Genomic DNA, 22100 nt, shown 5'->3' with positions numbered 1-22100 from the left:
TGACAGGAGATGTCATATTAGGGTCTGTAGGCCTGCTGTCGTCAAGAGAGGCACGCCCGTGAAGACTTATGAGACAGAAACAGACATTGCCGCCACGCCCGACGTCGTCTGGCACGTGCTGACCCACGTCATGCCGCGCACCCCCGCGCCGTTTGGCATTGTGCGACTGGAGGGCACGCTGGAAGAGCGCGCGCGCATCAAGCTGTGGTCGCAGGCCAGCCCAAACCGGGCCTTTGGCCTGCGCGTGGCACGGTTTGACGCGCCGCACAGGATGGTCTGGCGTGGAGGTCTGCCGCTGGGCCTGTTCACGGGCGTGCGGACCTTCACGCTGACCCCCGCGCCGGGCGGCGCACGGTTTTCCATGCGCGAGGATTTTTCCGGGCCGCTGTCGGCTATGATCGTGGCAACGATGCCGGACCTGACCCCGAGTTTCACCACATTTGCACACACATTGAAGACAAAGGCAGAACAGGTATGACAGACGTCACCTATGGCTCCGGCACCCAAGATGATCCGTGGATTTTGAAGACCCCGCCCCTGTCGTCGGAGTTCGAGGTCTGGACAGATGCGGCACATGATCCGCCCGCGCTGGTGGTGCAAGTGGGCAAGACACGGCTGTCTTATCAGTTGCGCGCGCTGGAGGATGCGCACGCGATGCTCAAAGCCCATGGCGACTGGATGCTGCTGGGCAATGCGGATGAGGGCAAACCGACCAAGCCGGGCACGCTGGAGCATTGGGCAAGGTCCGCGGACAACCCGGTGGGCGGCTATTACGGCCTGCGCAAGGGCTATCGGGGGCGGTTTGCGAATTATGTAGCGCCCACGCTGGAGCTGTTGGGGCGGGTCGAACTGGAACACAACGCGCGCAACAATCGGGTGCGTGCGGTGTAGCGTGCGGCTTTCGACTTGACCCGCCGGGCCGGGCAATATCTGCTTGATCCATGCTCGCCTACACCCTCCAGCGAATCTTTCAGAGTGCGATTGTCCTGCTTGTCGTGGGGCTGGTCGCGTTTTCCATGTTCCGCTTTGTCGGCGATCCGGTCGACAACATGCTGGGGCAGGAACGCACCATCGAGGATGTGGAGCGGCTGCGCGGGCAGCTGGGTTTGGATCAGCCATTTGTCGTGCAGTATTTCCGGTTCCTCGAAGGGGCGGTGCAGGGCAATTTCGGGGTCAGTTACCGGCAGGGGCGGCCAGTGGCCGAGATCCTGCTGGAACGCGCGCCGGCGACGCTGGAACTGGCCGCCGTGAGCGGGTTTCTGGCGATTGGCTTTGGCATTGCGCTGGGGGTGTTCACCGCGATCCGGCGGAGCGGGTTTGCGGCCAATGCGATTATGACGGTGTCGCTGATCGGGGTGTCGCTGCCCACGTTTTTGATCGGTATCCTGTTGATTTACCTGTTTTCTGTGGAACTGGGTTGGTTGCCGAGTTTCGGGCGGGGCGAAACGGTGAAGATCGGCAACTGGTCCACCGGCTTCCTGACGGAAAGCGGGCTGAAGGCGTTGATCCTGCCTGCGATCACGCTGGGTCTGTATCAGATGACGCTGATCATGCGGCTGGTGCGGTCCGAGATGCTGGAGGTGCTGCGGCAGGATTACATCCGCTTTGCCCGCGCCCGTGGCCTGCGCGAAAGGGCGGTGAATTTTCGCCACGCGCTCAAGAACACGCTGGTGCCGGTGATCACGGTGACGGGGTTGCAGTTGGGGTCGATCATTGCGTTCGCGATCATCACCGAGACGGTGTTTCAGTGGCCGGGTGTTGGGCTGCTATTTATCAATGCGATCCAGTTTGTGGATATCCCGGTGATGGCGGCGTATCTGATGCTGATTTCGGTGATGTTCGTGGGCATCAACCTGATCGTGGACATGCTGTATTTTGCCATTGACCCGCGGCTGCGGGCGGACCGGACGGGGGCGCACTGATGGTTGATATGCGTTTGCCACCCGAAGAGCTTGTGACCGGGGACCGTTCGCGTCTGGCGCTGGCGTTGCAGTCGGATTTTGCCTACCAGTTCCGCCGCGCGCCGGTTGCGGTGGTCAGTTTTGCGGTGACGCTGGTGCTGGTTCTGGGGGCGCTCTTCGCTCCGCTCATCGCGCCATTTGATCCCTTTGATCCGGCGTCCCTGAACCTAATGAACGGGTTTTCCCGGCCTATGACGCCCAATGCGTTTACCGGCGACAGCTTTTGGCTGGGCACGGATGATCAGGGGCGCGACGTGTTTTCCACGATCCTCTACGGGATGCGGATATCGCTGTTTGTCGGTGCTTCGGCGGTGCTGTTTGCGATGGTTCTGGGGATCACGCTGGGCCTGCTGGCAGGCTATGTCGGTGGCTGGACCGAGACGATCATCATGCGCGTGGCGGATGTGCAGCTGACCTTTCCGAGCATCCTTGTGGCCATGCTGATCTTTGGCATCGCCAAGGGGATCACCCCGGTGGAATACCGTGACCAGATGGCGATCTGGGTGCTGATCATCGCGATTGGCCTGTCCGACTGGGTGCAATTTGCCCGCGTTGTGCGCGGCGCGACTCTGGTGGAGAAGAACAAGGAATACGTGGCCGCCGCCCGTCTGATCGGACGGTCTGGCCCCGCCATCATGGTCCGCCACATTCTGCCCAACGTGCTGAGCCCCGTTCTGGTAATTGCAACGATTTCGCTGGCGCTGGCGATCATTGCAGAGGCGACCTTGTCCTTCCTCGGTGTGGGTGCGCCCGCGACCAAGCCGTCGCTGGGCACGCTGATCCGCATCGGTCAGGACTTTATGTTTTCGGGCGAGTGGTGGATTCTGTTCTTCCCGGCGGCGACCCTTCTTGCGCTGGCGCTGAGTGTGAACCTGCTGGGCGACTGGCTGCGCGACGCGCTGAACCCGAGGCTGCGGTGATGGGAACACGCCACGCCGCGCATAAGCGCCGGGCACATGGCGCGCCCCCTCGCAAACCCGGTACATGAAGCAGACGCACATTATGACCACCCCCATCCTCTCCATCCGCAACCTCACCGTCGATATCCCCACACGCCACGGCGTTTTGCGGCCTGTGAACGGCGTGTCCTACGACGTTGCGGCGGGCGAAATTCTGGGCGTGGTGGGCGAATCCGGGGCGGGCAAGTCCATGGCGGGGAATGCGGTCATCGGGCTTCTCAACCCGCCGGCGCATATCGCCTCAGGGGAAATCCTGCTGAACGGGCAGCGCATCGACACCCTTCCGCGCGACGAGATGCGGCGGCTTCGGGGCAAGCAGATCGGGGTGGTGTTTCAGGACCCGCTGACCTCGCTCAACCCGCTGCTGCGCATCGGGGATCAACTGACCGAGACGATGCTGGCGCATCTGGACATCTCGCCGTCGGAGGCGCGCAAGCGTGCCATTGCCGCGCTCGAAGAGGTGGGCATTCCCGGTGCCGCGCAGCGGGTGGACAGCTATCCGCATGAATTCTCGGGCGGGATGCGGCAGCGGGTGGTCATCGCGCTGGCGCTGTGTGCCGAACCCAGCCTGATCATCGCGGACGAGCCCACAACCGCGCTGGACGTGTCGGTGCAGGCGCAGATTATTGCGCTCCTGAAACGGCTTTGCCGCGAACGCGGTACGGCGGTGATGCTGATCACGCATGATATGGGCGTGATTGCCGAAGCCGCAGACCGCGTGGCGGTCATGTATGCTGGCCAATTGGCCGAGATCGGCCCCGTGCGCGAGGTGCTGGCGGCCCCGATCCACCCCTATACCGACGGTCTGATGGGGTCGACCCCGCTGGCCTCGCGCGGCAAGGACCGGTTGCACCAAATCCCCGGTGCCATGCCGCGCCTCGACGCGTTGCCCCCGGGCTGTGCGTTCCATCCGCGCTGTCCCTATACCCAAGACGACTGCAGGGCCGATCCCGGCCCGCGGATCGAAGACGGGGCCGGGCGCGCGGCCTGTTTCCATCCCATCAGCCGCACCGAGGTGGCATGATGGCGCTGGTGTCGATCCGCAATCTGACCCGCATCTTTGACGTCTCGAAACCGTGGCTGAACCGGCTGATCGAGCGCAAACCCAAGGCGTTGCTGACGGCTGTGTCGGATGTGTCCTTTGAGATCGAAGAGCGGACGGTCTATGCGCTGGTGGGCGAAAGCGGGTCGGGCAAATCGACCATTGGCAAGATGCTGGTGGGTTTGTTGCCGCCGTCCGAGGGGCATGTGGAAATCCGGGGGATTGATCTGGCGCAGGAGACGGATGCCGACAAGATCGAGAGCATTCGGTCGGACATCCAGATGATCTTTCAGGACCCTTATGCGTCTTTGAACCCGCGCTGGCGGGTGCGCGACATCATCGCGGAGCCTGTGGCGGCGCGCGGCGGCAAGACCGAAGGGCTGGCGGAACGGCTGCTGGAGCAGGTGGGGCTGAGCGCGCGCGACGCGGGCAAATTCCCGCACGAGTTTTCCGGCGGGCAGCGGCAGCGGATTTGTATCGCGCGCGCACTGGCGTCAGAGCCGAAGCTGATCGTGTGCGATGAGCCGACATCGGCGCTGGATGTGTCGGTGCAGGCGCAGGTGCTGAACCTGATGAGCGACCTGAAGGATGAGTTCGGGCTGACCTACCTGTTTATCAGCCATGATCTGACGGTGGTGCAGCATATGGCGGACCGGATTGGCGTCCTGTATCTGGGGCGGCTGGTCGAGGAAGCGGACCCCGACACGCTGTTTGACCACCCCGCCCATCCCTACACACAGATGTTGCTGGCGGCAGCACCCAAGCTGGATGGGTTCGGGCGCGAAGTGCCGCCACCGCAAGGTGAGATTCCCGACCCGATCAACCCGCCGCCCGGCTGTGCGTTCAACCCGCGCTGTCCCTTGGCGGCGGAGCGGTGCCGGACAGAGCGGCCCACACTGCGCGACGTGCGCGGCGCGCGGGTGGCCTGTCACTTTGCCGGCTGAGGGGCGGATCAGGGCCGAAGGCCGCCGCACACCCCCGCACAGCGATACGGTGACGGCTGCGCGTTGCGTCAACAGATTGCCGCCATAACAGCCGTGAATCGCCCCGAACGCCGCCCCCATCGCCATGCCGCGACCCACCGACGGTGCGGCCCGTGCTACACCCGCCCGGCAATTGGCGCGGGCACGCCTTGCGGGATTGCCTGTTTCTTGGCCTTGCTGCGGGCCACCTTGCCCTTGGGCGGGTAGACCAGTTTCGACGCCTCCACCATGAACGCGCCCCCGGCAAACATGCCCGGCATCGCGCGCCCGACCCGTTCGAACATCGGCCCGGATTTCATCCACACCCGTTTGGCCGATGGAAACTGATAAAGCGCCCCCACATGCCGTTCGGGCAGGAACTGGTGCTTGCGCAGTTGGGTTTCCAGCTGCCCCGCCGAATAGGGGCGGCCAAAGCCAAAGGGCGTGCGGTCGCGCCGCGACCACAGCCCGGCCCGGTTCGGCACAATAAAGAGCGCCTTGCCCCCCGGCCCCAGCACGCGCCACGCCTCTTCGAGCAGGTCAAAGGCGCGTTCGGACGTCTCCAGCCCGTGCAGCATGATCAGCTTGTCCACATGGCCCGTCTCAATGGGCCACAGGGTCTCTTCGGTCAGCACGGACACGTTGGGCGCATTGGCTGGCCATGGCATCACCCCTTGCGGGCCCGGCATCAGGGCGATGACCCGGCGGGCGTCCGCCAGATAGGGCCGCAGCAGGGGAATGGCAAAACCAAAGCCCGCCACGGTCTGCCCCTTGGCCTCGGGCCAGATTTGGCGCAAACGGGCGCGCAGCGACACCTGCGCCGCCCGTCCGAGGGGGCTGCGATAATAAAAGTTCCGCAGATCCTGCACATCCAGATGCATCGGCCTTGCCCTTTCGGTGCCAGCGCACCACCTTTTCAGGTAAGCTTACGAAGATGAAAGACGTTTTGCCATGGCCCTTGAGATCGCAACCATCCCCTGCCTCGACGACAATTACGCCTTTCTGGCCCATGACACCGCGACCGGTGCCACGGCGCTGATTGATGCGCCCGAGGCGGGGCCGATTATGGCGTTTCTGGACGAGACGGGCTGGCTGCTTTCGGATGTGTTCCTGACGCACCACCACGGCGACCACGTGCAGGGGCTGGCCGACATTCTCGCCCGCTTTCCGGCGCGGGTCACAGGGGCGGCGGCGGATGTGCCGCGCCTGCCCGCGCTCGACGTCACGGTCAAGGAGGGCGACCGGGTGGAGATCGGATCGGTCGAGGGCCGCGTGATCGACGTCTCTGGCCACACCCAAGGGCATATCGCGTTCTACTTTCCCGACGCGCGGGCCGCGTTTACCGCCGACAGCCTGATGGCGCTTGGCTGTGGCCGCGTGTTCGAGGGGACGATGCCCCAGATGCACGACAGCCTGCAAAAGCTCGCGGCACTTCCCGAGGATACGCTGATCTTTTCCGGGCACGAATATACAGCCGCAAACGGGAAATTCGCGCTGACCATTGATCCCGACAATCCCGACCTTATATCGCGGGTCCGTTCGGTTGATGCTGCCACCGCCGAAGGCACGCCGACAGTTCCGTCCACCTTGGCCGAGGAATTGGCCACCAACCCCTTCTTGCGCGCCGATGATCCCGCGATCCAAGCCCATCTGGGCATGGAAGATGCAGACCCCGTTGACGTTTTTGTTGAAATCCGGACCCGCAAGAACAACTTCTAGAGGTATCTGGCCACCGCTATTGCCTCAAAACGATACCATGCGCACGCAGATGCGCGCCTTTGTGACTGTCAAGATCAAGAAAATCCTTGAAGCTTGGCAATCTTCAACCAAACTTAAACACATGAGGCCATGGTTGGATCGGGGCCTCGATATACCTCGTTGCCCCCCCGACCCCGAGCGATAAGGAGCACTGCCCGTGCCTTCATTCTCGACGACCCTTGAAAAAGCGATCCATCAGGCGCTTGCGCTGGCCAACGAACGCCGGCACGAATTTGCAACGCTCGAGCATCTGTTGCTCGCTCTTCTGGATGAACCCGATGCCCGCCGCGTGATGCAGGCGTGTTCGGTGGATATGGAAGAATTGCGCGGTACTCTGGAAGAGTTCGTGGACGACGATCTGTCCAACCTTGTAACAGATATCGACGGCTCCGAAGCCGTCCCGACAGCCGCGTTCCAGCGGGTGATCCAGCGCGCCGCCATCCATGTGCAGTCTTCGGGCCGCACAGAGGTGACAGGCGCCAACGTGCTGGTCGCCATCTTTGCCGAACGCGAATCGAATGCCGCCTACTTCCTGCAAGAGCAGGACATGACGCGCTATGACGCGGTGAACTTTATCGCACATGGCGTGGCCAAGGACCCGGCCTTTGGCGAAAGCCGGCCCGTGTCCGGCGCGCCCGAAGCCGAGGAAGAGGCGCAAGGCGTCACCGAAGGCGACAAGAAGGAAAGCGCACTTGCCAAATATTGCGTGGACCTGAACGAAAAATCACGCGAGGGCGACATTGACCCGTTGATCGGGCGCGACAGCGAGGTGGAGCGGTGTATTCAGGTGCTGTGCCGCCGTCGCAAGAACAACCCACTGCTTGTGGGTGATCCCGGCGTGGGCAAGACGGCGATTGCCGAAGGGTTGGCGCGCAAGATCGTGGCCGGCGAGACACCCGAAGTGCTGTCCGGCACCACCATCTATTCGCTCGACATGGGCGCATTGCTGGCGGGCACACGTTATCGCGGGGATTTCGAAGAGCGGCTGAAAGCCGTCGTGACCGAGCTTGAGGATCACGACGACGCGGTTCTGTTCATCGACGAGATTCACACTGTGATCGGTGCGGGTGCCACATCCGGTGGCGCGATGGATGCGTCTAACCTGCTGAAACCTGCATTGCAGGGTGGCAAGCTGCGCACCATGGGCTCCACCACCTACAAGGAGTTCCGCCAGCATTTCGAAAAGGACCGCGCGCTGAGCCGCCGGTTCCAGAAGATCGACGTGAACGAGCCGTCGGTCGAGGATGCGACGAAAATCCTGCGGGGTCTCAAGCCCTATTTCGAAGATCACCACGGGGTCAAATACACCTCGGATGCGATCAAGACCTCTGTCGAACTGGCGAGCCGGTATATCAACGACCGCAAGCTGCCCGACAGCGCCATTGACGTGATCGACGAAGCCGGTGCGGCCCAGCATCTGGTGGCTGCTGCCAAACGGCGCAAGACCATCGGCACCAAGGAGATCGAGAATGTCGTGGCCAAGATTGCCCGCATTCCTCCGAAAAACGTGTCCAAGGACGATGCAGAGACCCTCAAGGACCTCGAAGTGTCGCTGAAACGCGTGGTGTTTGGTCAGGACCCGGCAATCGAGGCGCTGTCCTCGGCCATCAAGCTGGCCCGTGCCGGTCTGCGCGAGCCCGAAAAGCCCATCGGCAACTATCTGTTTGCCGGGCCCACGGGTGTGGGCAAGACCGAAGTGGCCAAGCAACTGGCGGATACGCTGGGCGTGGAAATGCTGCGCTTTGACATGTCGGAATACATGGAGAAACACGCGGTGTCGCGTCTGATCGGCGCGCCTCCGGGCTATGTCGGTTTTGATCAGGGCGGGATGCTGACCGATGGTGTGGACCAGCATCCGCACTGCGTGCTCCTGCTCGACGAGATCGAAAAGGCGCATCCGGACGTGTTCAACATCCTGTTGCAGGTGATGGATCACGGCAAGCTGACAGACCACAACGGGCGGTCGGTGGATTTCCGGAACGTGATCCTGATCATGACCTCGAACGCGGGGGCGGCGGACATGGCCAAGGCGGCCATCGGATTTGGCCGCGACCGGCGCGAGGGCGAGGATACGGCGGCTATCGAACGCACGTTCACGCCCGAGTTCCGCAACCGTCTGGACGCGGTGATCAGCTTTGGTCCGCTGGGCAAGGATACGATCCTGTCCGTGGTCGAAAAGTTCGTTTTGCAGCTTGAAGCGCAGTTGATGGACCGCAACGTGACCATCGAACTGACCAAGCCCGCGGCCGAATGGCTGGCCGACAAGGGCTATGACGACAAGATGGGCGCGCGGCCGCTGGGTCGTGTGATCCAGGAACACATCAAGAAGCCGCTGGCCGAAGAGTTGCTGTTTGGCAAGCTGATGAAAGGTGGCGTGGTCAAGGTCGGCGTGAAGAACGGCGCGCTTGACCTCAAGCTCGAAGGGCCGGAAAAGCCGCGCATTTCGGGTGACAAGCCGCCGCTGCTGACCGCAGATTGATGCGCGCGGCGCGCCTTGCCGCACTGACATTTGCCGCCGCCGCAGGGGTGCCTGTGGCGGCGGAAATCGTTCTGCAAACCCCGGTGGACTGCGCGCTTGGGGACGCGTGCTATATCCAGCAATACGTGGATCACGACCCCGGCCCGGGTGCATCGGATTACCGCTGTGCCCCGTTGTCCTATGACACGCACACCGGAACCGATTTTGCGCTGCCGACATGGCGCGACATGGCAGAGGGCGTCGATGTCGTCGCTGCCGCCCCCGGCACGGTGCGCGGGATGCGCGACGGGATGCAGGACAAGGTTTACGCGCCGGGCGACTCGGCCCGGGTGGCGGGTCGGGGCTGCGGGAACGGCGTGGTTGTGGACCATGCGGACGGGTGGAGCACGCAGTATTGCCACCTCAAACGCGGATCGGTCACGGTACGGTCGGGCGACCGGGTCGCGGCGGGCACGGTGCTGGGACAGATCGGCATGTCCGGGCGGGCTGACTTTCCCCACTTGGAACTTATCCTGCGCAAGGACGATGCACCGGTTGATCCGTTTGACCCGGACGGCCAGATCACGTGCGGCGCGCCCTCGGATCACACCCTGTGGGAGACACCTCCGGCCTACCGGCCCGGCGGTCTGCTGGATGTCGGGTTTTCCGATGCCGTGCCGGAATACGACGCGATCAAGGCGGGTGAGGCCGCGCGCGCGCAACTGCCCGTGACCGCACCTGCGCTGGTCGTGTTTGGCTATGCCTTTGGATCGCAAGCGGGGGATGAGATGCATCTGCGTATTGATGGCCCCGTTGGCACTGTCATTGAACACGTGGCCACGCTGGACCGGACGCAGGCCCTGCTGTTCCGCGCCACGGGCAAGCGGTTGCGCGACGCAGCGTGGCCTGCCGGTCAGTATCGGGCAACGGTCACGATGGTCCGCGACGGGCAAGAGATCAGCGTCAAGACCGCAGAACTGGAGGTCCGCTAGGGCGCTGTTATTTCTCAGTAAACTTCAGTTCGATCCGCCGGTTCTGCGCGCGCGCCTCGCGCGTGTCGTCGGTGTTGATCGGCTGGTACTGCCCAAAGCCGTTGGCCGACAGGCGGTCGGGCGGCAACCCGAGGAAGTTGATCATATAGCGCACCACCGACAGCGCGCGCGCCTGGCTCAGTTCCCAATTGTCGGCAAAGGCGCCAAAACCGGACAGCGGGATGTTGTCGGTGTGCCCGTCCACTTGCAAAACCCAGTCGATCCCTGCGGGGATATCGTCCGCGATGTCACGCAGGATGCTGGCGATTTTGGCGATCTCGGCCCGGCCCGCTTCGGACAGTTCTGCCGCACCCGGCGCAAACAACACCTCTGACGAAAAGACAAAGCGGTCCCCGACGATCCGCACGCCGTCCTGCGCGCCCAGCACATCGCGCAACTGGCCAAAGAATTCCGAGCGGTAGCGTTCCAGATCCTGTGCCTGCGCTTCGAGCGCGCGCGCCTCTTCCTCCAACCGCTTGCGCTCTGCCTCTTCGAGCGCGCGGCGGCGGCGTTCTTCGAGGGCTGCGCGGGCCAGCGCGGTGTTGAGGTCCTGCCCCAGCGTCGCCAGTTGCACGTCCTGTGCGGCATCCCGCGCCACCGCATCGTCCAAAAGTGCCTGCAATTGCCCCAATTGTTCCCTAAGCGCGGACACCTGCTGGTTCAGCAATTCCGTCTGCCGCTGCGCCTCAAGAGTTGCAGCCTCTTCCGCCGAGAGCGCGTCGCGGGCGGCGGCCAGCAGGGCCGCGCGTTCTTCGGCGTTGGTGCGCGCCTCGGCCAACGCTGCATCGGTTTGTGCACGGGCGGCAAGCGCCGCCACCAATTGCGCGCGCACCTCGGCGGTGTCTGCCGACAGGCTGTCCAGTTCCGTCTCTGCCGCCAGACGTGCGGCCAATGCGGCGGCCAGTTGCGCGCGCACATCGGCGTTGGAACTGCCTGCGGCATCCGCATCGGCAAGGGCGGCATCCCGCGCCGCGATGGCGCTAGCAAGCTGCGTGCGCAAGGCGTCGAGGTCCGTGGCCTGTGCGGTCACCCGCGCCTCGGCGGCCAGACGTTCAGCAAGAGCGGCAGCCAGTTGGTCACGCACCTGCGACATCTCAAGCGTTGTCGCGTCAAGCTGCGCCTCGACCGTGGCCAGCCGTGCCGTCAGTTCGGCGGCCTGCGCGGCAGAGGTTTCGCCCTCTTGCGCTGACAAAAGAGCGGCGGCCAGTTGCGATTCAAGGCTCGTGCGGGCCGTCTCAAGCCGGGTGTTGTCGGATTTTGCAGCCTCCAGCGCCGCGAGGGCCGTGGCCACGTCCGCCTCCAGCGCGGCGATCTGTGCCTCTGCGGCTGTGGCGGAGCCTTGCGCGCTGTCAGTGGCCAACAAAGCGGCGGCCAGTTGCGCATCCAGATCGTCATTGGCGGCCCGTGCAGCGGCCAGCAGCGTCAGCGTATCCTCCGCCTCTTGCCGCTGCGCCTCAAGCGCGAGGGTCATCGCGGTCAGTTCCGCATCCGCATTTTCCAGACGTGCGCGCAACGCTTCTGCCGCCGCCGCTTCGGTCAGGCGCGCCGCCTCTTCGGCGCTGAGCGCGTCGCGGGCGGCGTCCAGATCGGCCTGCAAGGCGGTCGCTTCTGCTGCGCTGTCGGCGTTGCGGCTGCGCAGATCGGCGATCAGCGCCTGCAACGCCTCGGTGCGGGCTGCGGCCAGTCGTGCCGCTTCGGTTCCGGCGTCGATTTCGTCGCGCGCCTGCGCGAGGGCAAGGTTCAGCGCCTCCTGCTCTGACAAAAGCTCTGCCTGCGCCCCTTCGAGGCCGGCGACCGTTTCCAGCGCGCCGTCGCGTTCGGCAATGAGTGCGGCCACCTGCGCCTCAAAGCTGGTGATGCGCGTGCGCGCCTCGGTCAGCGCGGCCAGTTGCGCATCCCGGTCAGCGGTCAGCGCGGCAATCCGCGCCTCGGCATCGCCCAAGGTGCTGGTCAGCGTATTCACCCGCGCGTCCAGAGTGTCGGCGCGGTTTTCTTCCAACCCCAGCGCCTGCGCCAGCGCTGCGACCTCTCCGGCGAGTTGGTTCAGTTCGTCTTCCTGCCCCGAGATCGTTTCGCGCAGCACAAATTGCACAACCATAAAGATCGTCAGCACGAACATCAGGACAAGCAGCAAGCCCGTCATCGCGTCGACAAAGCCCGGCCAGATCGAATTCTGGAACCGTTGCCCGGTGCGTCGAGACAGCGCCATGCTCAGCCCTTACCCGCCACCTGGCCCTGACCGGGGCGTCGCCCGGTGCCGGGTTTGCGATCCTGCCCCCGCGGCTGGCTGAGCGCTTGGGCCAGCGCCGAGATGTCAGTGCGCAACTCTGCCATGCTTTCCTGACGCCCGGCGCTGATTTCCTCAAGGATACGGAGCATCTGCACGTCGATGGAGCGCAGGCGCATCCGGCTTTCGGCGTCGATGCCGTCGCCGGTGCCTTGCGCCTCAATGAGGGCGATCAGGCGTTCCTGCCCCTCGGCCACGCGCAGCAGCGCGCCGGTTTCTGCGCCTTGCGCCTGCCCTTCCATGGTGCGCGTCATGCGGTCCACCGCGTCGGCCAGTTTGCCCAGCTTTTCGTCCACCATGGACCGGCTCACATCCGATTGGGTGAACATGGTTTGCAGGCTTTCCATCTGTTCCGCCAGATGGTCGATCACGCCCGCCATGGCGTGGCTTTCGCCGCCCGCTTCGCTTTCGTGGGTGAGGCCCACGCGGGTAATGGAGCTTAGCCATTCCTCAAGCTCGCGGTAAAAGCGGTTCTGGCCGTGCCCGGCAAAAAGCTCAAGCAGCCCAACGATCAGCGACCCGGCCAGACCCAACAGCGACGACGCAAAAGCGACACCCATGCCGCCCAGCTGCGCCTCAAGGCCTGTCATCAGGCGGTTGAACACCTCCACCCCGCCTTCGCCCTCTTGCGGGGCGAGGCTGCGGATGGTGTCCACCACCGCCGGGACGGTTGTGGCCAGACCGTAGAACGTGCCCAAAAGGCCAAGGAAAATCAGCATGTTGACGATGTAACGCGTGATCTCGCGCACCTCGTCGATGCGGGTTGCAACCGAATCGAGGATCGACCGCGTGGACGAGGCCGATAGCTGCATTCGCGCGCCCCGCGACCGCAAGAGCGACGCCAGCGACGCCAAAAGCTGCGGCGCCTTGGCTTGGGCACCCGGCGTGCCCGAGGCGAAATCCTCGATCCAGCGGACCGACACGATCAGTTGCAGCACCATGAAAAAGCACGCAAGCACGCCGATCACAAAGACGAACATGATAAAGCCGTTCAGGTACGGGTTTGCCTCAAACACCGGCAGCACGCGGGGCAAAGCCACAATGGCACCGAACCCCGACAGCCCCAGCACGATCAGCATCAATGCGATCTGCCGGAATGGCTGGGAGAAATGCGGTTGTGCCTCGGGTGTCGTCTGCGCTACGGCCACGCCCCAAATCCCTGTCTTTGCCTGCTCTTTGGCGCAATCTACCGGGTTTTCAGCAGAAGCGCCAAGGATTTATGCCCGGATCGCTGCGACGCGGCGTACCAGCCAGTCCATGTCCGGATCGGGGATGCCCAATTCGGCCAGATGCCGCGCGGTGTTGTCCAGATACTCGTGATTCGGTCCGCGCCCGCCCGTGGCATGGGCGATGATCTGCGCCTGCTCTTCGAGTGGCAGGTTGCCGCAATATTGCACGTGGTCGGGGTCAATCACATAGGCCAGCGCCGCGACGATGCGCCCATCCTCCAGCGTGATGTCCAGCCGCCGCTCCAGATAGGCGGAGGAGATCAGCTCGCGTTCGCGCAGATAGGTCAGGGTCCGGGTTTCTGTGCCGGGGGCCGCGCGCAGGGCGACACCTGCGCAGGTGGCCCCATGTGCGGCATCCAGCGCCAGCACCAACCCCGGATCAGTTTCCGACCCACGGTGGTGGATGGAGCGCATACAGAACGACCGGTGATAGGCGTTCAGCGTCGCCCGCACGGTTTCGGCCACGTCGAAACCGGGGTTCCACAGCAAGCTGCCGTAGCCAAAAACCCACATCTCGCCGCTCTGTGCCATTGCCGCTGGTCCTTTTGTTGCGTGCTGCGGTAGACCTCAAAATCAGACCAAGGGAAAGGGGCCTTGATGCGCAGGCTGATCTGGATTTTCGCACTTGCCCTGCTGGCGTGGTGCGGGTGGTGGTGGGCCGCCTCGACCGGATTGCAGCGCGGGGTGGACCAGTGGCTCTCCGAGCGCGCCGACGAAGGGTGGCAGGCCGAAGTGTCAGGCATCTCGGGCGGCGGGTTTCCGACACAGCTGCGCGCAGGCCTGAACAATTTGGCCCTCGCGGACCCTGAAACGGGTCTGGCGTTGCGCACCCGCGCGCTCGCCCTGTCCGCACCGGCGTGGTGGCCGGGGAACGTGACGGTCACGCTGGACGACGCCCCAATTGCGCTGGCCTCGCCTTACGGCGTGTCGGAGCTGACCATGACCGACGGCGTCATGGCGATGGAACTGCGGCCCGGCGGCGCGCTGACGCTTGAGGCTTTGGGCTGGACCGCCGGGCCGTGGCAGGTGACGGATGCGCAAGGCGTGCAGGCACAAGCGCAGGACCTCACACTGACGATGGCCCAGACAGACGGGCCCGCCTATGCCTTTGTCGCCAGTGCGCGAGAGTTTTCACCGGGGGACGCCACCCGGCGCGGGCTGCGCCTGCCAGACGGGTTTCCGGATGCCTTTGACAGCCTGCAATTGCGCGCGGATGTCACCTTTGACCGGCCCTGGGACCGGCGCGCCCTGAACGAGCGCCGCCCACAGCCGCGCCAGATCACGCTGCACCTCGCCGAAGCACGCTGGGGCGATCTGAGCCTCAACCTCGCCGCTGATCTCACTGTCGACGCGAACGGCACGCCCGAAGGCACGGTCAGCCTGCAAGCCGAAAACTGGCAAACCATGCTCGACATCGCCCAAAGCACCGGCACCCTGCCCTCGAACCTGCGCGGTCAGGCCGAAGGTATCCTTGGCGCGATGGCCCGCGCATCGGGCAACGATACAACGCTGGACGTGGATCTGACGCTCAAAGGCGGCGCGGTCCTGATCGGCTTTATCCCGATTGCCCCTGCACCCCGCCTGATCCTGCGCTAAGCTTCTGTTTCTTCTGACCAAAAATACCACGGGGTCTGGGGCAGCGCCCCAGTCCAGTCCCCACCACCCTTACCGACAATATGGTCCGTTGCGATAGCGGGCCGTGTCGAAGTGAAAGTGGTCGCGGTGAAACCGGTCCGAGTTCGGGCCCAAAACGGTGCCGAACGGTCCGCACGCCGCTTTGTGCATCGACCGCAGCGCGGTGCGGTGCCGGGAGTTCCAGTCATTCAGCACCGTCAATTGTGTGCCGTCGCGCAGAGAAAAGCCCGAGATGTCGATTGCCCGCCCCTTGCCGTGTTCGGACACGCGCGCGCCGGGCTGGTTGTTTCGCGTCCGGCACGCATAGTGTGCCGCAACCCGGTAGCCCGCCAGCCCGCCGCCGTTGCCCCGCAATGCGGGCTTGGCCCCGGCTTCGGTCCAACGCTTGAGCGCCTTGGCGGTCTTGCAATCCATCAACGCGCTCTGGCTCAGTGTGACGCCGGACACGGACCGCAGCCGCACCGCCTCCGAAATGCCGCAGGCGCTCAGCCGTCCGGGCACATAGCCCACCACGTCCCCCTGAAGGTCAGGATCGCCACAAACCTGCCCCTTGCGGCGTGCTTCGCGCCGCGCCATCGCCTTTTGCACCACCGACCGGGGCCGAAGGCTGGGCCGCAGGGACGTGGCGCGCGGCAGGCTGGATGCGGCCACGACCTGTTCCAGTGCAGGCACCGGCGCGCCGGGGTTTCGGGCGTTGGTGCCTGGCCGCGACACGGGCCGCTGCACCGCCCCCAGCACGCGGGCAAGCGACGGGTTGTCGATGCGTGTGACCGACAATGGTGCGTCGGTGCCTGCGCGGGCCACGGGGCGCTTCGACGCCTCGGGTGCCGCCACCGCAGCGCCCGCCAAAACGACGGACAGTGCGAGCACAATCCGCTTCACCGCGTGCTCCCGCGGCCAAAGTCGGGGGCATCGGTGTCCTGACCCGCCTCAATGATGCCGCGGCGTATGGCACGTGTGCGGGTGAAATAGGCGTGCAGGTGGTCACCATCGCCGGTGCGAATGGCCCGCTGTAGCGCAAACAGTTCTTCGGTAAAGCGTCCGAGGATTTCCAGCGTAGCTTTCTTGTTGTTCAGAAACACGTCGCGCCACATGGTCGGATCGCTGGCCGCAATCCGGGTAAAATCACGAAAGCCCGCAGCGGAGTATTTGATGACCTCGCCGTCGGTCACCCGGCCAAGGTCGTCGGCGACGCCCACCATCGTGTAGGCGATCAGGTGCGGCGCGTGGCTGGTGACTGCCAGCACAAGGTCGTGGTGATCGGCGTCCATCGTTTCGACATTCGATCCCAGACCTTCCCAGAAGGCGTGCAGTTGCGCGACGGCTTGGGGATCACTGCCCGGCACCCGCACCAGCAGGCACCAGCGGTTGTCGAACAACTCGGCAAAGCCGCTTTCGGGCCCCGAATGCTCGGTCCCGGCCAGCGGGTGGCCGGGCACAAAATGTACGCCGTGGGGCAGATGCGGACCCACGGCGTTGATCACCTCGCGCTTGACCGATCCCACATCCGTGACCGTGGCACCGGGCGCGAGATGCGCGGCCATCTCCGCAGCAACCGCGCCCATCACGCCCACCGGCACACACAGCACCACAAGGTCGGCGCCTTGGACCGCTTCGGCCAAACTGTCGCAGACACGGTCGCACAGGCCGATCCGGCGCGCGGTGTCGCGCGTCTCGGCGCTGCGGGCATAGCCGGTGACTTCGCCGGCCAGCGCGCCGCGCTTCATCCCCCAGAACATCGACGATGCGATCAGGCCCAGACCAATCAGGGCAACCCGTTTGTAGATCACGCCACATCCTCCGTGCGCCAGCGGGTCAGCACATTTATCACACGGCCCGTCTGGGCCGCGTCCCCCACGGTGATCCGCAACCCTTCGGGAAACCCGTAACCACCGACGCGGCGGATCAGGATGCCCTCCGCATTCAGTGCCGCCTCTGCCGCGTCCGCCTCTGCGACCGTGGCCGCACGGGCCAGCACAAAATTTGTGTCGCTGTCATCGCAGGCCAGTCCCTGCTGGCGCAACGCTCCGATCAGGCGCGCGCGTTGTTCGGCGTTCAGCGCCGCGCAACTGTCCCGCCATGCGGTGTCCCGCACCGCAGCCTCTGCCGCGGCAAGCGCGGGCACCGACAGGTTGAACGGCTGGCGGATGCGCGTCATCACATCGATCATCGCCTGCGGCCCGTATCCCCAGCCGACCCGCAGGCCACCAAGCCCGTAAATCTTGGAAAAGGTCCGCGTCATCAGCACGTTGGGGCGTGTTTCAGCCAGCGGCAGCCCGCCGTCATAGCCCGCTGCATATTCGGTATAGGCCCCGTCAATCACCAGAATGATATCCTCGCGCAGGCCGTCGGCCAGCCGCGTGATCTCGGCATCGGCGATCCGCGTGCCTGTGGGGTTGCCGGGGTTCGTGAGCAGCACAATCCGCGTGCGCGCCGTCACCGCGCGCAGGATGGCGTCCACGTCGACAACCCGGTCGACCTCGGCCACGCGCACGGGTGTTGCACCGCACATATGCGTCAGGATCGGGTACATGGAAAACCCGTGTTCGGTATGGATGATCTCGTCTCCGGGCCCCGCATAAGCTTGGGTGACGAACTGCAACACCTCGTCCGATCCAACCCCGCAAATGACCCGTTCCGCATCCACGCCCCAGACCTCGGCAATGGCTGCGCGCAGCGCCGCGTGATCGGTCGACGGGTAGAGGTGCATATGCCGCCCCGCAGCGCTCAGCGCGTCGATGGCGGCGGGGGGCGGCCCCGCCGGGTTCTCGTTCGAGCTGAGCTTGAGCACATCGCGCACACCGGCCAAATGGGACTGCCCGCCTTGGTATAGCGCAATCTCCATAATCCCTGGCTGTGGTGTGGGCGTGGTCATGTGGCCTCTCTTGCTTTGCAGCGGTTTTAGGCCCCGCGCGGTGCGTGCGCCAGAGCCAAAAGTAAGGGTGCAACCGCGCATGGCAATGACATCTGTGCTAGGACAGGCGGAACAGGACACATGGACACACCGTATGACCGATGACCCAAGTGCGGTTTGGCCGCTGCCCAAGTTTCACTTTGAGGTCTCCTTTGACGGGGTCACGATGGCGTTTCAGGAGGTGACCGGACTGGACACGGAGGCCCAAACGCTGGAATACCGCGCGGGCAACAACCCGGTCTTTTCCACCATCAAGATGCCCGGCCTGACGGAAACGTCGAACATCACCATGCGCAAAGGTGTCGCCGCCAAAAGCAGCGGTCTGTTCGACTGGTTCTCGGACATCAAGATGAACACGATCGCCCGCAAGGCGATGACGATATCGCTGCTGGATGACGGCGGTACGGTGGTCATGCAGTGGCACGTCCCAAACGCCTTTCCAGTCAAAATCGGCGGCGCCGACCTCAAGACCGGTGGCGATGAAATCACTGTCGACACGCTCGTGATCGCGCACGAGGGCTTTGACGTCGAAACCGGCTGATCACGCCGCCGGCGCGGGCCGCCACAGCGGGCCAACAGCCGCCACAAGAATTGCGATGTTGAAAAGCACGTTGGACGCGTGCCCCGATGCAACCGACCCCGCGCCGTCCAGTACGAACCACAGCACGACACTCATCACGACGGACCGGCGCACGCCCTCGGGGGCTGCGTCGAACACCCATGCCCGCAGACACCAGATCAATGCACCCCACCCCAGCAAGAGCCCGCCCATGATCGCCGCCAGAAAGCGGCTGGCCGGGTCGCCATGCACTGGCAGACCGTCCAGCGGCAGCCCCAGCAGATCGAGCGTGAATTGCAGCGGCGCGGACGTGGCCTGCATCGCCCCCAGAAACATCACCGGGGCAAAGGATGCGATGACGAACCCCGTCACCAGCAGCCAGTTCTTCTGAAACGCATAGGTCATCGGACCCTCCGTGGATTGCACTTGACCCAACCGCTAGCGGAGCCGGGCTGTGCCAATCAATTACCTCGCAGGTAACTGACGCGCCGCACGGGGCGCGGTAAGGTGGGGGCATGAGTGATTTTCCCGGAACATTGCGCACATGGCGCAAAGCGCGGCGTCTGAGCCAGCTGGACCTTGCAGGCGAGGCAGATGTGTCGGCGCGCCACATCTCTTTTCTGGAAAGCGGGCGGGCGCGTCCCAGTCGCGACATGATCGCCCGGCTGGGAGATGCGCTGACCTTGCCGCTGGACGCGCGCAACCAGATGCTGACCCATGCAGGCTTTGCCGCGCGCTACCCCGCGCGCGCATGGGACGCGGCAGATATGGCCCCGATCCGCGCAGCTGTTGACCACATGCTGGCCGTGCATGACCCCTACCCCGCGCTCGCGCTGGACCGGCTCTGGACCGTGCTTGATATGAACGCCGCCGCCACGCGGCTTTATGCGATGCTGGGGGTCCGTGTGGGCGGCAGTCTGCTTGACCTTTTGATGTCCGACCATTTGCCCCCGCTGGTCGAAAACTGGGCGCAGGTCGCCTATCACAGTTGCCTGCGCCTGCGCACGGAAAGTGCGGCCCAAGGTGGTGTGCCCGACCTTGACCGCGCCGCAGATCATCTGGGGAAGAGTGCGATGGCACCGCCAGAAACGCGCAACCCCGTTGTGCCGACAGTTCTGCGCGCGGGTGATCTGCGCCTATCACTGTTTGCCACCATCGCACAGTTCGGCACGCCCGAAGATGTCGCGCTGGAAGAGATGAAGGTCGAGCTGTTCTTTCCCGCGGACGCCGCAACCGAAACAGCGTTGAGAGCGATGGCAGGCTAAACGCTTTGCCGGGCCACCCGCGCCAGCGCATTGCGCGCCACCATGATGTGGAACGGCATGATCGCCGCGAGGTAGAGCCGCCCGCCCACATTGTGCGGATGCACCCAAGTGGCCAGCGACACCCGCCCGTCGCGTGACAGGACCGACACGCGGAATTCGAGGTGTTTGTCGTCAAAACCCGCGATCATTTCGCTGTCGGTGTCGTATTCCACCGGGAACGGCCCCACTTTGTCATCCGCTTCGGGCCCATCCTGCGACAGGCCGAACGGTGCAGTCACGACATGCCGGATCAGCAAGAGCAGGCGCGCCCAGCCGGGAAAATCAGTGATGATCTCCGCCGCTTTGCGCGCAGGCACATCCGCGGTCACCGAATAACAATCCACAAAATCACCCGCACCGACACGCGCGTGCAGGACGCTTTCGGGTGGCAAGGTGGTGGCGGACACTTTGGTCTGAAACAGCATGGGTACGCTCCGGTCTGCTTTGCTAAAGAAAACCTATGCCTGTCGCAGCCCGTGCGCGCCGTGGCAGATGGCCACAACGAAACAGGCCGCCCCGGTTCGGGACGGCCTGCTTTGTGCGTTGGATGGACAATTGGCCCATCAAACCTTAGTTTTTGGCGTAGAATTCGACGACAAGATTGGGTTCCATCATCACCGGATACGGCACGTCGCCCAGACCGGGTGTGCGCACGAATGTCGCGGTCATCTTGGAGTGATCGGCGTCGATATAGTCCGGCACGTCACGCTCGGGCAGTTGCACAGCCTCAAGGATCGCGGCCATCTGCTTGGACCGGTCACGGACTTCGATCACGTCGCCTTCCTTCACGCGGTAGGAGGGGATGTTCACCTTGCGGCCATTCACGCGGACGTGGCCATGGTTCACAAACTGACGGGCGGCAAAGACGGTTGGCACGAATTTCGCGCGGTAGACCACGGCGTCCAGACGGCGCTCCAGCAGGCCGATCAGGTTTTCACCGGTGTCGCCTTTGACACGCTCGGCCTCGGCATAGATGCGGCGGAATTGTTTTTCGGTCAGGTCGCCATAGTAGCCCTTGAGCTTTTGCTTGGCGCGCAGCTGGATACCGAAATCGGACAGCTTGCCCTTGCGGCGCTGACCGTGCTGGCCGGGGCCATATTCACGACGGTTGACGGGGGATTTGGGGCGGCCCCAGATGTTTTCGCCCATACGGCGGTCGATTTTGTACTTGGCAGACGTGCGTTTTGTCACGGCTGATCTCCTTCGGTTCAGTTTACTGCCGCTTCACCTTGTCCGAAATCCGGTACCCGATTTTCAGGGCGAAACGCGCATCCAAAGGGCGTTGTCCTCTCCCCGGATTTGGCCGGGACGACAGGAACCCCCTCGCGGGGACCACCAACACCAATGAAGCCGCGCTTATACGGGCAGAATCAGCAGAGTCAACGTTTTGCGAGGGCGGCACATGCGGCGTGGCGCGGGCAGCCAATCAGGTGGTCGTTGATCAGCCCGCACGCTTCGAGCCACGCATAGACGATGGTCGGCCCGCAAAAGGTAAACCCGGCGCCCTTGAGGTCCTTGGAGATTTGCGTGGACAGGGGGGTGAATGCGGGCACATCCGCGTCGCAGGACCATCGGTTCTGCAATGGCACCCCGTCAAAGTAATTCCATAAAAATTGGTCGAAGCCGGTGGTCGCGTTAACCTCGAGATAGGCGCGGGCATTCTTGATCGTCGCCTCGATCTTGCCGCGGTGACGGATGATGCCGGGGTCCGCGACCAGCCGGTCCACCTCTGCCGTGCCCCATTCGGCAATGATCTCGGGATCGAACCCTGCAAAGGCGTGGCGAAAGTTATCCCGCTTTTTCAATATGGTGATCCAGCTGAGCCCCGCTTGGAACCCGTCGAGGATCAGCTTTTCCCACAGCGCGCGGGGGTCATATTCCGGCACGCCCCACTCGGTGTCGTGATAGTCCACATAGATGGGTTCCGGCCCGGCCCACCCGCATCGTTCACCCATCATCCCCCCCGAAATGGTTAAAGTTCCAATTTGGAACAAAATGCCA

General features: G+C 64.2%; 23 protein-coding genes. 12 read left to right on the top strand and 11 right to left on the bottom strand.

Going from position 1 to position 22100, the window contains the following annotated elements:
* The first annotated feature begins 58 nt into the window (after positions 1-58).
* From Q1A85_RS16615 to Q1A85_RS16590, 6 genes are all read left to right on the top strand, one after another.
* Positions 59-478, top strand: coding sequence for an SRPBCC domain-containing protein (locus Q1A85_RS16615; protein ID WP_299691909.1), 420 nt, complete (start codon positions 59-61; stop codon positions 476-478).
* Entirely contained in the window at positions 475-891 is a 417-nt protein-coding gene (locus Q1A85_RS16610; protein WP_299691907.1) for a DUF6855 family protein, read from the top strand. Before Q1A85_RS16615 ends, Q1A85_RS16610 begins: the two co-directional genes overlap by 4 nt.
* 50 nt (positions 892-941) lie before the next feature.
* On the top strand, positions 942-1922 hold the full coding sequence (locus Q1A85_RS16605; RefSeq protein WP_299691905.1) for an ABC transporter permease: 981 nt from the start codon (positions 942-944) through the stop codon (positions 1920-1922).
* Positions 1922-2881 (top strand): ABC transporter permease, encoded by a 960-nt coding sequence (locus tag Q1A85_RS16600; RefSeq protein ID WP_299691903.1) that lies wholly within the window; start codon positions 1922-1924, stop codon positions 2879-2881. The genes Q1A85_RS16605 and Q1A85_RS16600 overlap by 1 nt, the downstream gene beginning before the upstream one ends.
* Before the next feature lie 82 nt (positions 2882-2963).
* Positions 2964-3944 (top strand): ABC transporter ATP-binding protein, encoded by a 981-nt coding sequence (locus tag Q1A85_RS16595; RefSeq protein ID WP_299691901.1) that lies wholly within the window; start codon positions 2964-2966, stop codon positions 3942-3944.
* A complete protein-coding gene (locus Q1A85_RS16590; protein WP_299692293.1) occupies positions 3944-4906 on the top strand; it encodes an oligopeptide/dipeptide ABC transporter ATP-binding protein in 963 nt (320 codons plus the stop codon). The genes Q1A85_RS16595 and Q1A85_RS16590 overlap by 1 nt, the downstream gene beginning before the upstream one ends.
* Positions 4907-5061: 155 nt before the next feature.
* Here Q1A85_RS16590 and Q1A85_RS16585 read toward each other — a convergent pair whose 3' ends face one another.
* Entirely contained in the window at positions 5062-5805 is a 744-nt protein-coding gene (locus tag Q1A85_RS16585) for a hypothetical protein (RefSeq protein WP_299691899.1), read from the bottom strand.
* 70 nt (positions 5806-5875) lie between these two features.
* On the opposite strand from Q1A85_RS16585, the gene gloB reads away from it, so the two are divergent.
* The 3 genes from gloB to Q1A85_RS16570 all read left to right on the top strand — a co-directional run bounded on the left by gloB (position 5876) and on the right by Q1A85_RS16570 (position 10132).
* The gene (gloB, locus tag Q1A85_RS16580; RefSeq protein ID WP_299691896.1) at positions 5876-6643 is read left to right on the top strand and encodes a hydroxyacylglutathione hydrolase; all 768 of its coding nucleotides are present in this window, start codon (positions 5876-5878) and stop codon (positions 6641-6643) included.
* A gap of 196 nt (positions 6644-6839) precedes the next feature.
* Positions 6840-9161: an ATP-dependent Clp protease ATP-binding subunit ClpA gene (gene clpA, locus Q1A85_RS16575; protein WP_299691893.1), complete on the top strand. Its 2322-nt coding sequence runs from the start codon at positions 6840-6842 to the stop codon at positions 9159-9161.
* Positions 9161-10132 carry a peptidoglycan DD-metalloendopeptidase family protein gene (locus Q1A85_RS16570; protein WP_299691890.1) on the top strand — a complete coding sequence of 324 codons (972 nt, stop codon included), beginning with the start codon at positions 9161-9163 and terminating at the stop codon, positions 10130-10132. The genes clpA and Q1A85_RS16570 overlap by 1 nt, the downstream gene beginning before the upstream one ends.
* Before the next feature lie 7 nt (positions 10133-10139).
* On the opposite strand, the gene Q1A85_RS16565 is transcribed toward Q1A85_RS16570, so the two are convergent.
* The 3 genes from Q1A85_RS16565 to Q1A85_RS16555 all read right to left on the bottom strand — a co-directional run bounded on the left by Q1A85_RS16565 (position 10140) and on the right by Q1A85_RS16555 (position 14218).
* On the bottom strand, positions 10140-12380 hold the full coding sequence (locus Q1A85_RS16565; protein ID WP_299691888.1) for a peptidoglycan -binding protein: 2241 nt from the start codon (positions 12378-12380) through the stop codon (positions 10140-10142).
* Positions 12381-12382: 2 nt separating this feature from the next.
* On the bottom strand, positions 12383-13606 hold the full coding sequence (locus Q1A85_RS16560; RefSeq protein WP_299691885.1) for a biopolymer transporter ExbB: 1224 nt from the start codon (positions 13604-13606) through the stop codon (positions 12383-12385).
* A gap of 69 nt (positions 13607-13675) precedes the next feature.
* Positions 13676-14218 (bottom strand): gamma-glutamylcyclotransferase, encoded by a 543-nt coding sequence (locus Q1A85_RS16555; RefSeq protein WP_299691882.1) that lies wholly within the window; start codon positions 14216-14218, stop codon positions 13676-13678.
* A 66-nt stretch (positions 14219-14284) separates the two neighbouring features.
* Here Q1A85_RS16555 and Q1A85_RS16550 point away from each other — a divergent pair, with 66 nt between their 5' ends.
* Positions 14285-15283, top strand: a complete 999-nt coding sequence (locus tag Q1A85_RS16550; protein WP_299691879.1) for a DUF2125 domain-containing protein — start codon at positions 14285-14287, stop codon at positions 15281-15283.
* Positions 15284-15352: 69 nt separating this feature from the next.
* Here the strand turns inward: Q1A85_RS16550 and Q1A85_RS16545 are convergent, their stop codons facing one another.
* The 3 genes from Q1A85_RS16545 to hisC are packed head-to-tail and all read right to left on the bottom strand — an operon-like array spanning position 15353 to position 18197.
* A complete protein-coding gene (locus Q1A85_RS16545; RefSeq protein WP_299691876.1) occupies positions 15353-16204 on the bottom strand; it encodes an extensin family protein in 852 nt (283 codons plus the stop codon).
* Complete coding sequence (locus Q1A85_RS16540) at positions 16201-17112, bottom strand: prephenate/arogenate dehydrogenase family protein (protein ID WP_299691873.1); 912 nt, start codon at positions 17110-17112, stop codon at positions 16201-16203. The genes Q1A85_RS16545 and Q1A85_RS16540 overlap by 4 nt, the downstream gene beginning before the upstream one ends.
* A complete protein-coding gene (gene hisC, locus Q1A85_RS16535) occupies positions 17109-18197 on the bottom strand; it encodes a histidinol-phosphate transaminase (RefSeq protein ID WP_299691870.1) in 1089 nt (362 codons plus the stop codon). Before hisC ends, Q1A85_RS16540 begins: the two co-directional genes overlap by 4 nt.
* Positions 18198-18276: 79 nt before the next feature.
* Here hisC and Q1A85_RS16530 point away from each other — a divergent pair, with 79 nt between their 5' ends.
* Positions 18277-18777: a phage tail protein gene (locus Q1A85_RS16530; protein ID WP_299691867.1), complete on the top strand. Its 501-nt coding sequence runs from the start codon at positions 18277-18279 to the stop codon at positions 18775-18777.
* Here Q1A85_RS16530 and Q1A85_RS16525 read toward each other — a convergent pair whose 3' ends face one another.
* A complete protein-coding gene (locus Q1A85_RS16525; RefSeq protein WP_299691864.1) occupies positions 18778-19200 on the bottom strand; it encodes a hypothetical protein in 423 nt (140 codons plus the stop codon). It lies immediately after the preceding gene.
* Between the two features lie 110 nt (positions 19201-19310).
* On the opposite strand from Q1A85_RS16525, the gene Q1A85_RS16520 reads away from it, so the two are divergent.
* The gene (locus tag Q1A85_RS16520) at positions 19311-20060 is read left to right on the top strand and encodes a helix-turn-helix transcriptional regulator (RefSeq protein ID WP_299691861.1); all 750 of its coding nucleotides are present in this window, start codon (positions 19311-19313) and stop codon (positions 20058-20060) included.
* On the opposite strand, the gene Q1A85_RS16515 is transcribed toward Q1A85_RS16520, so the two are convergent.
* From Q1A85_RS16515 to Q1A85_RS16505, 3 genes are all read right to left on the bottom strand, one after another.
* Entirely contained in the window at positions 20057-20524 is a 468-nt protein-coding gene (locus Q1A85_RS16515) for a DUF2867 domain-containing protein (RefSeq protein ID WP_299691858.1), read from the bottom strand. The two genes, Q1A85_RS16520 and Q1A85_RS16515, sit on opposite strands and share 4 nt — an antisense overlap.
* Positions 20525-20669: 145 nt before the next feature.
* Complete coding sequence (rpsD, locus tag Q1A85_RS16510) at positions 20670-21290, bottom strand: 30S ribosomal protein S4 (protein ID WP_299691855.1); 621 nt, start codon at positions 21288-21290, stop codon at positions 20670-20672.
* 188 nt (positions 21291-21478) lie between these two features.
* Positions 21479-22054 carry a DNA-3-methyladenine glycosylase I gene (locus tag Q1A85_RS16505; protein WP_299692290.1) on the bottom strand — a complete coding sequence of 192 codons (576 nt, stop codon included), beginning with the start codon at positions 22052-22054 and terminating at the stop codon, positions 21479-21481.
* Positions 22055-22100: the final 46 nt, after the last annotated feature.

The organism is uncultured Tateyamaria sp. (assembly GCF_947503385.1).
In the GTDB taxonomy this organism is placed as follows: Bacteria; Pseudomonadota; Alphaproteobacteria; order Rhodobacterales; family Rhodobacteraceae; genus Tateyamaria.
The sequence above is the reverse complement of the archived record's forward strand: the minus strand, read 5'-3'. Positions and strand labels throughout refer to the sequence as shown.